12 protein-coding genes, 1 tRNA gene and 1 pseudogene are annotated in these 15,667 nt (G+C 43.0%); 10 read left to right on the plus strand and 4 right to left on the minus strand.

The window, feature by feature from the left end:
- Positions 1-335 precede the first annotated feature (335 nt).
- Positions 336-1,265 carry a LysR family transcriptional regulator gene (locus RUMAL_RS13570; RefSeq protein ID WP_013499273.1) on the plus strand — a complete coding sequence of 310 codons (930 nt, stop codon included), beginning with the start codon at positions 336-338 and terminating at the stop codon, positions 1,263-1,265.
- Between the two features lie 133 nt (positions 1,266-1,398).
- Positions 1,399-3,291: a molecular chaperone HtpG gene (gene htpG, locus RUMAL_RS13575; RefSeq protein ID WP_013499274.1), complete on the plus strand. Its 1,893-nt coding sequence runs from the start codon at positions 1,399-1,401 to the stop codon at positions 3,289-3,291.
- Between the two features lie 295 nt (positions 3,292-3,586).
- Here htpG and RUMAL_RS13580 read toward each other — a convergent pair whose 3' ends face one another.
- Complete coding sequence (locus tag RUMAL_RS13580) at positions 3,587-4,564, minus strand: Gfo/Idh/MocA family protein (protein ID WP_013499275.1); 978 nt, start codon at positions 4,562-4,564, stop codon at positions 3,587-3,589.
- A gap of 350 nt (positions 4,565-4,914) precedes the next feature.
- On the opposite strand from RUMAL_RS13580, the gene RUMAL_RS13585 reads away from it, so the two are divergent.
- Positions 4,915-8,625 carry a hybrid sensor histidine kinase/response regulator gene (locus tag RUMAL_RS13585; RefSeq protein WP_419247557.1) on the plus strand — a complete coding sequence of 1,237 codons (3,711 nt, stop codon included), beginning with the start codon at positions 4,915-4,917 and terminating at the stop codon, positions 8,623-8,625.
- A 56-nt stretch (positions 8,626-8,681) separates the two neighbouring features.
- On the opposite strand, the gene RUMAL_RS13590 is transcribed toward RUMAL_RS13585, so the two are convergent.
- Entirely contained in the window at positions 8,682-9,023 is a 342-nt protein-coding gene (locus RUMAL_RS13590; RefSeq protein WP_013499277.1) for a type II toxin-antitoxin system PemK/MazF family toxin, read from the minus strand.
- Positions 9,024-9,315: 292 nt separating this feature from the next.
- On the opposite strand from RUMAL_RS13590, the gene RUMAL_RS13595 reads away from it, so the two are divergent.
- Positions 9,316-9,399: transfer RNA gene (locus RUMAL_RS13595), tRNA-Leu, on the plus strand.
- Positions 9,400-9,544: 145 nt separating this feature from the next.
- Here the strand turns inward: RUMAL_RS13595 and RUMAL_RS13600 are convergent.
- Positions 9,545-10,756 carry a tyrosine-type recombinase/integrase gene (locus tag RUMAL_RS13600; protein ID WP_013499278.1) on the minus strand — a complete coding sequence of 404 codons (1,212 nt, stop codon included), beginning with the start codon at positions 10,754-10,756 and terminating at the stop codon, positions 9,545-9,547.
- A 462-nt stretch (positions 10,757-11,218) separates the two neighbouring features.
- On the opposite strand from RUMAL_RS13600, the pseudogene RUMAL_RS22975 reads away from it, so the two are divergent.
- The 6 genes and pseudogenes from RUMAL_RS22975 to RUMAL_RS13635 all read left to right on the plus strand — a co-directional run bounded on the left by RUMAL_RS22975 (position 11,219) and on the right by RUMAL_RS13635 (position 15,119).
- Positions 11,219-12,096, plus strand: a pseudogene (locus RUMAL_RS22975) (IS1595 family transposase).
- 193 nt (positions 12,097-12,289) lie between these two features.
- Positions 12,290-12,511, plus strand: coding sequence for a hypothetical protein (locus tag RUMAL_RS13615; protein ID WP_013499279.1), 222 nt, complete (start codon positions 12,290-12,292; stop codon positions 12,509-12,511).
- Positions 12,512-12,522: 11 nt separating this feature from the next.
- Positions 12,523-12,729 (plus strand): helix-turn-helix domain-containing protein, encoded by a 207-nt coding sequence (locus RUMAL_RS13620; protein WP_013499280.1) that lies wholly within the window; start codon positions 12,523-12,525, stop codon positions 12,727-12,729.
- A complete protein-coding gene (locus RUMAL_RS13625; protein WP_013499281.1) occupies positions 12,722-13,549 on the plus strand; it encodes a hypothetical protein in 828 nt (275 codons plus the stop codon). Before RUMAL_RS13620 ends, RUMAL_RS13625 begins: the two co-directional genes overlap by 8 nt.
- 157 nt (positions 13,550-13,706) lie before the next feature.
- Positions 13,707-13,934, plus strand: a complete 228-nt coding sequence (locus tag RUMAL_RS13630) for a hypothetical protein (protein WP_154662908.1) — start codon at positions 13,707-13,709, stop codon at positions 13,932-13,934.
- 366 nt (positions 13,935-14,300) lie between these two features.
- Positions 14,301-15,119, plus strand: coding sequence for a zinc ribbon domain-containing protein (locus RUMAL_RS13635; protein WP_013499283.1), 819 nt, complete (start codon positions 14,301-14,303; stop codon positions 15,117-15,119).
- On the opposite strand, the gene RUMAL_RS21850 is transcribed toward RUMAL_RS13635, so the two are convergent.
- Positions 15,114-15,536 carry a hypothetical protein gene (locus tag RUMAL_RS21850; protein WP_013499284.1) on the minus strand — a complete coding sequence of 141 codons (423 nt, stop codon included), beginning with the start codon at positions 15,534-15,536 and terminating at the stop codon, positions 15,114-15,116. The two genes, RUMAL_RS13635 and RUMAL_RS21850, sit on opposite strands and share 6 nt — an antisense overlap.
- Positions 15,537-15,667: the final 131 nt, after the last annotated feature.

The raw sequence follows: 15,667 nt of genomic DNA on the forward strand, positions 1-15,667 counted from the left end.
GCACGATAACGTTATCATAACAGCCTGTCGGGAATGTTCGCAAAGGGCATTATGGTGCACCTGCGGCACTCATCGGATCTCTCATAAATGAATTCTCCTGCCAAAACACGACAACGTTATCACTTTGCTGTTACGGCGTTTTTCCAAAGCAAGACGCTGTGCGGCAGCATCAGAAAACCGAAATACGGCGCAGTATAAGATAACGCTATCACAAATGCCGGAAAGTTAAATTATTTTTATATCTCTCGATTATTTTTATACATTATGTGCCTTGACAAACAAAAACTAATATGATATATTAGAAAACAATAATTCATAGTAAAGAGGTGGGAAATATGACCCTTCAGCAGATGCACTATGCACTGACAATAGACAAAAACGGTTCAATGAACAAAGCTGCGGACAAGCTGAATATATCCCAGCCGACCCTGACGAGCGCCATGCGTGAGCTTGAAAAGGAGCTTGGCTTTGAAATATTCCTGCGCACCCACAAAGGCGCTGTACCTACAGCAGAGGGTGCCGAGTTTCTGCGCAGCATAGGACTTATATACAGACAGTACGAGCTGGTATGCGAGAAATATTCGGATAAGGATATGAAAAGAAAATTCGGTGTATCTACCCAGCACTATTCCTTTGCGGTGAATGCATTCATTGAAACCGTAAGACAGTTCGATACACTGGAATTTGAATTTGCTGTACGTGAAACAGAAACGCTGAAAGTCATCGAGGACGTGGGCAGCCTTAAAAGTGAGATAGGTGTACTTTATATAAGCAACTTCAACCGAAGATCAATAAACAAACTCCTCGAAGAAAATGAACTGTCCTTCACGGAGCTTATAAAGTGCAAGGCTTATGTATATATGTGGAAGGGACACCCCCTTGCAAAGGAGAGTTCTCTCAGCCTTGAACAGCTTGCACCCTACCCATGCCTTTTCTTTGAACAGAACGGTCATAACAGCCACCTGTATGCCGAAGAGATACTGAGTGAGAACATATACCCCCGTTCCATAAAAGCTACCGACCGCGCTGCCATGGGCGAGCTTATGCAGAAGCTGAACGGATACACCCTGTGCTCGGGTATACTGTGCAAAGAATTCTCAAGTGAATATGTGGTAGTCCCATACCGCGATGATACCGACAACCCCAACAGCATCATGGAAATAGGCTATATACGTAAGAAACACGGCTCTCTCAGCGAGATAGGGCAGAAGTATATTGAAGAACTCAAAAAAAGTCTTGAGCTGAATGCAGAAGAAAATGTTTAGTTTATGTAAATAAAATGTAGACATTTTATGTAAACTCTTGCATTTTTATCTATATGAGGTATAATAGATTTAGCACTCGGATATGTTGAGTGCTAAATCTTTTTGTTTATAATTTGTAAGGAGCTGAAATATAATGGAAACCAAGCAGTTCAAAGCGGAGTCCAAAAGACTTCTGGATATGATGATAAACTCCATCTATACTCACAAGGAGATATTCCTGAGAGAGATAATCTCCAATGCCAGCGATGCTATCGACAAGCTGTATTTCAAGTCCCTGACCGATACGAGCGTAGGTCTCAACAAGGACGATTTTGCTATACAGATAAAGGCTGACAAGGAAGCCAAGACCCTTACTGTCGAGGATAACGGTATCGGTATGACAGAGGAAGAGCTGGAGAACAATCTGGGTACTATCGCACAGTCGGGCTCTCTTGCATTCAAGACAGACAACGACCTCGGTGAGGACGTTGATATCATCGGACAGTTCGGTGTAGGTTTCTATTCCACTTTCATGGTTGCCAAGGAAGTTCGCGTGCTGACAAAGGCTTATGGCAGCGACAAGGCTTTCCTGTGGAAGTCCAACGGCGTTGACGGCTACACCATCGAGCCTGCTGAGAAGGAGACTGCGGGCACTGTCATCACTATGGTGCTGAAAGAAGATACCGAGGACGAGAAGTATTCAGAGTACTGCGAGACATGGCGCATACAGCAGCTGGTCAAGAAATATTCCGACTATATCCGTTTCCCTATAAAGATGGACGTTGAGCATTCCAACTATGCTGAGGAGGGCGAGGAGCCTACCACCACCATTGAGACAGAGACTCTCAACAGCATGACACCTATCTGGAAGAAGAACAAGAGCGAGCTGACCGATGAGGATTACAACAAGTTCTACTCCGAAAAGTTCATGGATTATCAGGAGCCTATCGCTCACATACATTCCAAGAACGAGGGTATTGCTACCTATGATGCTCTGCTGTACATTCCTTCAAAGGCGCCTTTCGATTACTATTCAAAGGATTACGAAAAGGGTCTCCAGCTGTTCTCCAGCGGCGTGCTGATAATGGACAAGTGTGCAGACCTTCTGCCTGACTGGTTCAGTTTTGTAAAGGGTGTTGTTGACAGTGAAGACCTTTCACTGAACATTTCCCGTGAGATGCTGCAGCAGGACAGACAGGTCAAGATAATCGCAAAGAACGTTGAGAAGTCCATAAAGAACGAGCTGGCAAAGCTGCTGAAGAACGACCGTGAGAAGTATGAGAAGTTCTTTGAGGTATTCGGTCTCCAGTTCAAGTTCGGCATTTATCAGAGCTACGGTGCTGCCATAGATACCCTGAAAGACCTGCTTCTGTTCAAGTCCACCTTTGAGGACGGCAAGAGCGTAACTCTGAAAGAGTACGTATCCAGAATGAAAGAAGATCAGAAGTACATCTACTATGCCTGCGGCGAGACCAAGGAGCGTATAGACAAGCTGCCCCAGATCGAGAAGATCAAGGACATGGGCTATGAGGTTCTCTACATGACTCAGGACGTTGATGACTTCTGCCTGAAGGTAATGCTGAACTATGACGGCAAGACATTCAAGTCCATAAGCGATGCCGATGTTGATCTCGACACCGAGGAGGAGAAGGAAGAAGTCAAGAAGCTGGACGAGGAGAACAAGGATATGTTCGCCTTCATGCAGGAAACTATCGCTGACAAGGTAAACAAGGTACGTCTTTCCAAGAAGCTGAAATCTCACCCTGTATGCCTTTCCAGTGACGGCGGCATGATATCCATTGAGATGGAGAAGGTGCTCAACGCTATGCCCCAGAACGACGCTAACCGCGTAAAGGCAGACAAGGCACTGGAGATCAACCCCAATCACGAGATATTCGGCAGATTGCAGAAGCTGTATGCTGAGGACAAGGACACCCTGAAAGATTACACCAAGCTGCTGTACGATCAGGCACTGCTGATAGAGGGTCTTTCCATTGATGACCCCGTTGAGTTCGCAAACCTGGTATGCAAGCTCATGGTTCAGTAATTCACTTCTATCAATTCATAATTGCCCTCGGCCGGGCGGGCCGTTTCCGCCTATTATAGGTTCGCGGTGAAGATAAGTATCGTGTGACGGCGGGTCAAAGGATTGTGATGAAGATAGTATCTATGATACTGAAAATATAGCTAATAAAAAATGTGCGCTTATCGCGGAATTGCGGTAAGCGCATTTTTGTGTTCTTAAAATTGTCAGAGTTGGAACGTATTCTTGATGTTTACTTACGATAGCAAAACACACTATCCGCCCTGTCAACAATTATGAATTATGAATTGTGAATTAGCTAGACTTCCTGCGGGAACTTTAAGCCCCATTTACTGCGGCATTCGTCCATTATGCGCATGATGCTGAGGGTGTCTTCGGGTGGAACAGCTTTGCTGGTTTTAAGTCCCTCTGCAAGACATTTCTCGGCTTCTCTTATCTCGTATTCGTAGCCGTTTATCTCGGGCGGGAATAGCCTGTCCTCTATCTGTCTGCTTTCGGCATCGTACAGTGTACATTCGGGTGAGCAGAAGAACCAGTCGCCCATGATGATACTGCCCTTATCACCCACGATGACAGCGTTGTTGCGGTTCTGTATCTCAAATCCCGATGTGGTAGATGCGTATGCGCCGTCGGGATACAGCAGTGTCACACTGTTTGAAAGGTCGATACCGCCGCTGATGTGCGCATGGGTCTCGATACTACTCGGTTCGCCCATAAGTGACACAGCAAAGGTTATAGGATACACGCCGAGGTCAAGCAGAGCTCCGTCGCCGCATTCGGGCTTGAAGAGCCTGTCATTCTTATCAAAGGGGATAAAGTTGTTGAAATCCGCCTTGATGTAGCGGATATCGCCAATGCGCCCCTCTTTTATCCACTGCCTAACTTTAAGGTAGGCAGGACGCATCTTCATCCACATTGCTTCCATAAGGAACAGTCCTTTTTCTTCGGCTTTCGCGAACATAGCCTCAGCCTGCTTTGTGTTCAGGGCTATGCTCTTTTCGCAAAGCACGTTCCTGCCGTTTTCAAGACACAGCATGGTATCATCATAATGCCTGTGCATAGGCGTAGCGATATATACTATATCTATGCTTTCATCATGTGCCAGCTCCTCATAGCTGCCGTAAGCCTTTTCAAAGCCGAATTCATCCGCAAAGCTTTGTGCACTTTCTACAGACCTTGAAGCAACAGCAGCAGTAACCGAACTTCCCTGCTCTTTGAGTGCCTGTGCAAAAGTTCGTGCTATCTTACCTGTACCAATGATACCCCAGCGTGTCATAAGACCACTCCTTTACATATTTATCTGCATGATCATACCTCTTACATACCGGATCAATCAGTGTAATATCAGAACCTGAAATAACAGCCGATATACCAAAGAGATAACCATGTTCATTTATTATAAATTATATCACACCAAACCTGTCTTGTAAAGGATATCCCTTGATTTTTAGCCCCTTTACACAACCATGCCGCAGATAATTTGTCTGGTTTGACAACTGAATATTATTGAACAGCGTGCAGGGCGAAAGATACATATCATACCCCTCTCCCCCTTTACTTTTTAGGTAAAATATGTTATAATATGAAATAGATATTAATTACGTGGGATATATCCCCTCAAGGGCGGTGAGATCATTGAAAAAACGACTGAACACAACATTCGCTTTCCTGACAGCTGTAATACTGCTGGTGATAGCTATGATATCCGAAATAACCCTCGTGTTCACCGTAAACTCTCAGCAGGCGAACGAAACAGGCAGCAGCAGGCTGGAACTTGTCAGCCGTGAACTCGAACATAACATAAATGATGCCCGCGGAAAAGCTATGCGCTTCGCTGTGACCGCACAGAATGTACTGGATGACCGTGATGAATTGGAAGAACTCGTTAAAAGCTACAAGGAAGATATGTTCCGCGAGACCGAAGGAAGCTGTTATAATGCCTATGTGGCAGGCGAAGACTGGTTCTTCATCCCCGATCTCACCGACACCGATGATTATGATGTAACGAGAAGAAACTGGTACCGCGGCGCTTTGCAGTGCAGCGGCGGATCATATGTTTCCGACCCGTATATAGATGCTGCCACAGGAGATATATGCTATACGGTATCCGTGATGCTCGCTGACGGCAAAACCGTCGCAGCGCTGGACTACAATATGGACAGCATTCGCAGACACATATCCAAAATGTATTCAGACGGCAAAAATGAAGCTGTGATAGTCACCGAAAAAGGCATAATCGCAGGCTGCAGCGATGAAAATATAGTCGGTAAGGACTTGCTTGAACAGCTGCCCGAATACGGCGGCATATTCTCACTTGCCAAAAGCAGCGACGGCTCTGTGCACGTAAGACAGAAGGGCAGCAACCTGTTTGCTGTGCGTTCGGAGTTCGGCTGGTACCTTATTGTATCAGAGGATAACTGGTCACTCTACCGCAGATCGTATATCCAGATGCTTGTAATGATAGGCATATCACTGATAGTATTCATCATGCTTGCGGTGATGTACCTTTCAAGCGAACGCAAAGCAAAACACGCCAGAACTATGCTGAAAAACAACGAGGATTTTCTCGGGAGCCTGACAACAGGACTGCAGGAACCGCTCCACAGGATGATAGCAGCGGCAAGCCCAGAGAACCTCAGGAACTCCGAAAACTACGAGAAGGATTTCGAGAGCATACGCGAAGCAGGGCTGAAGCTCAACGAGATGATAGGAAAGATAGTTTCCTATAACAGTATAGTAAAAAAAGAAAACACAGATAAGCACAAGCGCAGCAAAACTGCAGGGCTTATGATAGGTGTGCGCTTCAGGCGGCTTATCGTCATCGCACTGATGCTGGTATTTATAATGAGTATGTATGTGAATACCACCTCCACCATCAGGTGGGGAAGGTCACAGATGAACGAGGAGCTCGACACCTACACCCAGCGTCTTTCCTCATGGGTCAGCACCGAAAAAAGCGTGCTTGATATGTTCTGCTCCATGATATCCACCGAGCCTGAGATAGTACATGACTACGATGCTGCTGTAAAGAAGCTGGATGATATCACCTCGCAGTACAGCGATATATCCGCCAGCTATATCGTCAACCCCGAATGGGAGCATCCCGTTATCATGAACAGCGGCTGGGAGCCTGACGAAAAATGGCACGTAGAAGACAGAGCATGGTATAAAGAGCTGACATCAGGAGAGGAAAACTGGTGTATATCCGCACCCTATTACGATGAAGCATCAGGTCTTTACTGCGTGACCTTTGCAGAGAAGGTCTTCGATGCCCATACAGGAAAAACCATAGGCTGCTTCGGTATAGATTTTTATATGGATAAGCTGGTGGAACTGCTGGGCAGCAGCTATTCAGGGGACGGATACGCTTTCATAACCGACAGCGACGGCATTATCATAAGCCACCCCTACGGCAGCTACAGGCTCAGCGAAAATAACAGTACCAATGTGGCAGAACTCTCATACGTTGCCGCAGACCCCGACAGCAGCAACGTTTCCATAATATCCGACTTCGACGGCAAACTGCGTGCTGCTATCGCAAGCACCCAGAAAGAGTCCGGCTTTACGGTATATGTCATGAAGAATGTACTGAGCGTATACAGCAGCGTGCTGGTATACGGTTCAATATGCGTATTCGTACTGCTGGGATGTACCGTTACGGTATATATACTCATGAATAATCTTATACAATTGCAGAACAGGGCAAACCGTCAGCTCAAAGAGTCTGCCGATGCCGCTATTGCCGCAGATGAAGCCAAAAGCACATTCCTGGCACAGATGTCACACGAGATACGTACACCTATAAACGTCGTGCTTGGCATGAACGAAATGATAATCCGTGAATGCAAGGACAATGATATCAAGGAATATGCACTGAATATACAGAGCGCAGGACACACTCTCCTTTCACTGATAAACAGCATACTTGATTTCTCCAAGATAGAGGACGGTAAAATGGAGATAATACCTGCCGCCTACTGGACTGCTTCACTTATCAATGATCTTGTTACATCAGTAGCTTCAAGGGCAGCCGACAAAGAACTGAAGTTCATAGTAAATGCCGATCCTTACCTCCCTGCCAAGCTGATAGGCGATGATATGCGCATAAAACAGGTAATATCCAACCTGCTGACAAATGCTGTAAAGTATACCGAAAAAGGCAGCATCACCCTTACAGTGCGTACAGAAAGTTTCAGCGAGGAAGAGATCATGCTGTATGTTGAAGTTGGTGATACGGGCATAGGTATAAGGGAGGAGGATATGAGCGCACTGTTTGAATCCTTCCGCAGACTAGATGAACAGCGAAATAAAAGTATCGAAGGCACAGGGCTGGGTATGTCCATTGTGACAAAACTGCTGAAAATGATGAACAGTGAGCTCCATGTTGAAAGCATCTACGGCGTGGGCAGCACCTTCTGGTTCAGCCTGCCGCAGAAGATATCAGACCCCTCCCCCATGGGCGATTATACCCACAGGATCCAGTCAAAAGACAGGAATAACGGAAAACACATATATGCGCCCGAGGCAAATTTGCTGGTAGTGGATGATAACGAGATGAACATCAAGGTGGCTGTCAGCCTGCTGAAAATATTCGGCATAGTACCCGATACCGCACCCTCAGGATATATGGCGCTGTCGCTGATAAGAGAAAAACATTACGATATGATACTGCTCGATCACATGATGCCCGGCATGGACGGCATCGCGACACTGAAGCGTATATGCGACGAGGGTATGCGTGAAGCTGATACAACTATGATAGCACTTACTGCCAATGCTGTTGTCGGTGCAAGGGAGACCTATCTGCAGGCAGGTTTCGATGACTACTTATCCAAGCCCATTGACAGCGGTCTGCTGGAAAAAATACTGCAGAAGTATCTGCCTTCTGAAAAGGTGTCTATGGTAGATGATAACGCCCCGACACAGGATGACACCATAAAAGACAGATTTACTCTTACCGAGCTGCAGAAGATATGCTCTCTGTATTCGGGAATAAACCCTGTGGTGGGTCTTGAATACTGCATGAACTCAAAAGAATTCTATCTTGATACACTGGAAGGCTACGCTGAAGCTGACAGACTTATCCAGATAAAAGCTGCCTTTATCCAGAAACGGTGGGATGATTACAGGGTAGACGTACACGCAGTCAAGAGCGCTTCACTGACCATAGGTGCACAGATGCTGTCAGAAAGAGCAAAAGCCCTTGAATTTGCTGCAAGGGACGGCGACACGGAATACATCATGCGGAACCATGAAGCCTTCACCGAGGAATACGCAAAGTGTCTTGTGGGCGTTAATGCCATACTTGACACATTCAGCGGAAACAATGATAAATAACTATAAGCCCGAGGCTCAAGCCCCGGGCTTTCTGTATAGCCGATATAAAGATATCTTCAGTTCAGCCCGAAGCTGACCGACAGCGCCGAATCCACTGCCGACATCGCCCCCTTATCCAGCTGTCCCATTTTCTCCCTCAGCCGACGCTTATCGAGGGTGCGTATCTGCTCAAGCAACACCACCGAATCTCTTGAAAGTCCGCAGCCTGTCCCGACAGTTATATGTGTCGGCAGACGCGCCTTGTCCTGCCTGCTGGTTATCGCCGCAGCTATAACCGTTGGCGAATGGCGGTTCCCGATGTCGTTCTGCACGATAAGTACAGGTCTTAACCCACCCTGCTCCGACCCGACGACAGGACTGAGATCAGCATAATAGATATCCCCTCTGTGAACAGTCATATAAAAAACACTCCTTGTGAAAATAATCTCTGTGGTCATTATTCCCGTTTTTCATGTGATGATTCAATGTAACGCGGATTTTTACGTTTACCATATCATATGCAGAACAGCTCGCAGCGGATAATGTTCAAGTAGATCCATGTTGCGCCATATATTATATCATATGCATCATTCAATATTTCACATATCGGAGATTTTATGAAAAAAAGGCTTGACATTTACATTCCATCGTGATATAATAATTAAGCTGAATGTTTGAGATTCAGTTAAAACCCTCATAAATATCGACAATGCGGCAGTGCTGGAACTGGCAGACAGGCACGTTTGAGGGGCGTGTGTCCTAGACGTACGGGTTCAAGTCCCGTTTGCCGCACCAACAACAAGGCTTCTAAAACAGCGTAAATGCGTAGTTTTAGAAGCCTTTTGTTTTTATATTATTGGCGTTTGTGTACTGTTTGTGTACTACTGTGTTAAAAAACGGCAGATTTGGAATGATTTTGTTCCGGATCTGCCGTTTTTTGTTATCCATATTTTTCTATCGAATTATGGCTGTCGTTATTGCTATCACTTATTGTTAGCCTTAAAGTGTCGGCTACTGATTCCATAGCTTCTGCATTGGCTTTAGCCATCGAATGAGCATAAATGTTTAAAGTCGTTGAGGTTTGGGAGTGCCCTAAACAAGCTGATACAGTGCGTATATTAACTCCGCTATGGATAAGTAAACTAGCGTTCAAATGACGTAGGCTGTGTAATCCAAGGAATCTTAGGTTATTACGGTCACAAAGCTTTTTGAGCCAATTATACGGAGTTGCACCGTCCATTACTTTACCATTCCAAGTTGTAAATAAGCGATCTGTTTCATTCCATTGGTCGCCGACTTTTAAAATTTGTTTAGCTTGTTCCGCTTTGTGAATTTTTAAAATGTTAATTACATCGGCAGTAAATTTAAGATCACGTACAGAGCCTTTTGTTTTAGGAGTATCGGTATAATGACCTTTTTCCTTGGTGTAAAGAGCGGTTCGTCTGATGCTTACAACATTTGTATTAAAATCGACATCTTTCCACTCCAGTCCAAGGAGTTCACCACGCCTGAAGCCACCATATATAGCAAGTGTTAAAAAGGCTCTGTATTTTGTTGGGGCTTCCTGCAGAAGTGATAATAAATGCTGTGTTTCTTCAAGCGTATATATTTCCTTTTCATGTTCTGCAATTTTAGGTAATAAAACATTTTTGCACGGATTATCCGAGATCATTTGCATTTTCTCGGCATAGCTGAAAACCATTGAAATAAATGTCGAATAATGCTTTATGGTTTTGGGAGAAAGTTTACCGCCTGTACGAATGTTTATTCCCTCTCCCCCGAGATCGTTTATAAATTTTTGTATAATGCGTGTATTTATCTTATCGATTCGTAAATGACCTATAGCCTTATATGTTCGTGCTTTAAGCTGTTTAGTGCGTTCAAGAGTTTTGGGCTTATAGTTTTTTTCGGCATAAGTTGAAAACCATTCCTCAGCCACTGTCTCGAATTTTGCCGCATTGACGATCATGTTCCCTTTACACTGTTCCTCGAACATAACAGCAAATCGGTTTAGCTCTTTCTCGTTCTGCATTTTGCTCCTTTTGGGGTCGGGGTGCCATGTGGTCGATTGCGTAATTTTGCGTCCGCTGACATCGTAACCACACGATACACGAATAAGATAACTATTGCCACGTTTTTTGATGTAAGCCATAAAAACAGTCCTTTCCAAAAAATAAAATTCTTTTATTGAAAAAATACGCAAATAACTTTTACTAAAGTGCTGTATTACGTTACTGCATATAGTATAAGACAGTATCATGGGTTTTGTAAACTGAAAGGACGCTAATGTTATTAATTTTATAAAAAATTTACCAAGACGGAAATATGAGTAAAGCAGATGGCTGCCTTCAGAGTTAAAAAAATTAAAAAGATTTTATAGAAATAATCCTCAGGAACAACAAGAAAAAATCATGAGGACCCTACTTACTTATATTATAATTTTGAAATCTGACTATACCTTTACCAACCACTTAAAATTCGGCTCGACAAGAATATATTACATGGTTATCCCTTTAACACACCACAGATAATTTACAATGCTGTCCAAATAAACAGACCTCAAAAACCGGAAAATATAGTATAATAGTGACAGGAAACGAAAGGAGCTGTCGCTATGTCAAAAAGATTTCCGAAACCTGAGATCACACTTGATGGGATATATTCAAAGTTCGCAGATGAAAGCTTTTGCAAGGATTTTCTGCTTGATATCCGCTTTGAAAAGGGCTTTGCCTGCCCGTTTTGCGGTGGCTCTGAGTACCGCAGGATAAGGTCACGCCATCTGCTGCGCTGCAAGTTCTGTAAAGCAGATATATCCGCCACAAACGGAACTTTTATGCACAGAACACATATTCCGCTCAGACTGTGGATAGTCACCGCATTCCTCATTATGAGCAACAAATGCAGTGTTTCTGCTGTTACGCTGATGAGGTCTTTGGGGGTGACCTACAAGACTGCATGGTACATCCTTCACCGCATCAGAAAAGCTATGAAATGCCGTGAAGAACGCTATTTGCTCGACGGAATCGTTGAACTTGATGACACGTATCTCGGTGCTCCGACTCACGGTAAAAAGCGCGGCAGAGGTACTGAAAAAGTCAAGATGATCGTAGCTTTTATCGAAGAACGCAGCAGGAAATCCCGAGTACGTTAAAATGAGAGATGTGCCGAATTTAAAGGGTATAACTGTGGGTAGATTTGCCAGGGATAATATCCGCGCTGGCTCGAAGATCGAGAGTGATAATGCTCGAAGTTACAAGAAACCGTTGGCACAGAAATACTTCCATGTTTTTGAAACATATGATCCGACAAGCGGTCAGCTGAATTGGATGCATAAAGTTATATCAAAACTTCAAAGCAATGATCATGGGAACTTACCACGGAAACGAAAAGATCCACACAGCGTTATATGCTGCCGAATACTGTTACAAATTCAACCGTCGTAAGCTGGGAAACAGTGCGTATTTAAGGCTTTTGGCTGCTTTGGTGCAGTGATCTTACTTGTGGTGTGTTAAGGGGATAACCATAATATATTATGCTGAGGTTCTCTTTCTTCACCGCCGACGGTGGGAAAGAGAGAACTGCCAAACTCTCATTATATTCGTTTAAACGATATTAAGTCAGATGTGTCAGGGGGATAACCATATTTTGATATTATCTTGCTAAAAAATAATAAGGGGGTGAGTTCATGAGCGGAGAAGAAGTAAGAAAGCTGATACTGGCAAATAATGTAAAACTTTGGGAAGTGGCAAAAAAAGCATTCGGGATATCTGACGGCAATTTTTCAAGAAAACTGCGCAAAGATTTTACCGATGAGGAGCTTCAAAAAGTTATTGTTGCCATCGAGGAACTAAAGTCTGAAAAGAGAAAAACATATGAACTCTTTCAGACAATCGAAAGCAAAAAATAAGGAGGATAATTATGAATGAAAAACCAATACCGAGAATGAGAACAGTTAGACAAGCGGCTTTAGAAACCGGGGTTTCCGAATACTTTGTAAGGCAGCTTGTAAAAAACAAGGAAATTTATTATGTACGATCGGGTAAGAGAGTTTTGATAAATCTCGATTTGTTTATCAGCTTTTTGAACGGCGAAACTGAAAATAATGGAGGATACGATAATGAATAATATATTTGGTATTGATACCATAGAAATAGTTGCGAACAAGCGTTTGATAAACGCTTATAATTCGCTATTTGTTCCGACTCATTATCTGGATTCAGTCCGTACCAAGTACGTAATGAACCCAGATTTCATCAACGGTGGTATAACTGTTGAAAAATATAGTGATTATATGTCGTTGATAGGTGAAGCACTGCAAGTTGCAGGGATAGAAGCACCAGTAATAAGGAGGATAGATTTTCGTGTAGATAATTTTGTCGATGAATATGAGAAGCATTATAAACTACATAAGTTTATGATTCTTTGTTTAGCGATGTCATATCATAACATTCAGAGTTATGAAAGCTATGATCCTGTGACCCAAGACATTTTATGTATTCGAGCTCAAGGAAAATATTGGGAAGCAGAGTACTATAATAAGCTCAAGCAAGAGCCGAAATCGGGAATCAAGTCGCGCTTTGAAATGCGAGCCAAAGCAGGCTCGTATCACGTAGGAGATGAGAGGAGATATTTTGATCTGTACTCTGAAAGATTGATTAAAATCACAAGTAAACAATATTTGCTTAATGTGGCTGAATATTTAAATGATTGTTTGAACGATAAATGGGAGCAAGAGAAAAAAAATATTTCCAAACGAGGGTTTTTAGAAAAATATAGTGATAATATTTTTATGAAAGAACAAGCTATTGGATTATGCAATATGCTCGGCTATAAAGATCCTAAACAGACTGCCTCCAAATTGGATATTAAATATATAAGCCATAAAGAATTATCGCTTTATGTAAATGAGTTGATCACTCTAGGTGATCGCTTTTTTGAAAGCTAAATGTATAAAAAATACATTTTTAAAATTATTCATGAAGCGATATAAACTCGCAGATAGTAGGAAAAGTGATGTAATAGTGTTTTTGATATGTCTAAATAACAGTCATTACTCTTATATTAGATGGTTTGTTTTGGTTTGTCTTAGTTGAGTTAACACTATGATTGAGGAGAGAAAATATATGATTATAATGAACTTAGCAGAACAGCATAAAAAACTTAGAATAAATGAACATGATAGAAGAGCTGAAAGAGCGTATTGGAAATATGTTGAGTGTGATGGTGTTCCAGATGGCTTTTATTTAAAATGCAGTTACTGCGGATATGATATCAGCAGGAAAGATGCAGACCATATATGCGCAAACTGCGGAGCTCGTATGAGCTATTAAATTAGCTTGTATAAAGGAGCGGACAGTGTGGCAGTATGTTTATACTGACGAGAACGTAAAACGCATTGTACAGTATTTTTATTAGCAATAAACCTGAATAAACCACAACTACACAAACTGAAATAAAAACTACTTATACAAAAGCAATGTCGTAAACAAAAATCGGCATTGCTTTTTTTATTTTGCCTTTTTATGTTAACTACAAAAATAAGAAAACAGATATTTTTATTTTGTTAGGCTGCCTTCACATGATTATTTATTTAAGTTATAAAAAATATATAAACTCTATCCGAACATACTCGTATTGCATATTGTAGGATTTAATGTTATAATATACCCGATAAAGAAATTTAAGGGGAGGGGCTTATGAACACATTTGTCTGCCCTCACTGCGGGGGTGAAGTTCCCGAGGGTATGCGGTTTTGTCCGCACTGCATGACTGTGCTTGCCGAGCCGCAGGCTATTGAGATAGGAGCGAAAGGCAGGAAAAAGAACAGTTTAGTTTTTATAATAGTCCTGTGTGCTTGTATCGTGACAGGGGCGGCTGTATATTTTGCTGCAAGAGGACATAACGATATTTCCGTACAAAAAAATAACACAGACACTGAAGTAAGTGCCGATGTATCGGAAACAGAAAGTTTTACAAGTGATGTTGATTCGTGGGTCGATAGTATGACCGAAAGCATACCTGATAATATTGTTACTGATGAAAGCAGTTCTGCTGAAAGTCACGATGAAACTGAGAGTTCTGCAGACAGTTCGGTAAATGAGCATATCACGGAACAAGGCATCACACCCGAGAGCCTGTATGCCGATATAAAGGACTGGTGCGGTACACATCCGCCTAAGTATTTCGGTGTGGAGAGTGCTGAAGATATATCCGCCGAGCAGGACGGAGACACCACAATGTTTTCGTTTGCCGACAAGGGCGGGGCAAGGATATTTATAGGCACGGATACGGACGGTAATGCAAGCTTTATCATACGGCTGAATGATATTTCCGCAGAGGGCAATAACGAGCATGGAGAAGAGATATTATCTGCACTGGGTGACATATTTTTCAGCACTGATCTCAGCGGCAGGGACGGCAATTTTACCGAGAATGGCTATTCTTTTGAGATAATATGCAATGACTACCCCGATATGTTCTATACAGAGTACATTATCACAGCCGAAAAGCTATAATGTTGCTTCACCGCGAGAATAAAGCTCGTTGTTTGTTTCGATGACGGACTTTCTGTTCTCTATGCAGAAGATGATAATGCTGTCACGCTTCTTTTTTGCATACAGGAAAGGATATCCCGACAGCTTTAAAAAGCTCTGCACCTCGTCAAGGGAAAGACTCATAGCTATAAGTATAGAGAGCACTTTGTCACGGGCAGGAGCTTCCTTGACCCCCGAAAATATCTGATAGGCATATACCTGGCTTATTTCCGACTTAGCTATAACTTCGGATTTTACAAGACCCTTTTCGGCAAGGATATTTTCAAGCATTTCGGAAACCTTTTTGCAAGATATGTTCTCGACGTTGTCCGAAAGATAGCTGTCGATGCTATCGGCAGATCTGATTTCATTAAGCAGTTCGTCTGTGGATTTTTTCATGGTGATCTACTCCTTTTTATTTGCTGTATTATAGATTATAATAACACGCTTTATCTGATTTTACAAGGGGGCGGTAATATAAACCTCTCGGAAATTTTATCTGCCGAATACACGCTTGTATCGGTGCTTAA

This window comes from Ruminococcus albus 7 = DSM 20455 (assembly GCF_000179635.2).
GTDB lineage: Bacteria > Bacillota > Clostridia > Oscillospirales > Ruminococcaceae > Hominimerdicola > Hominimerdicola alba.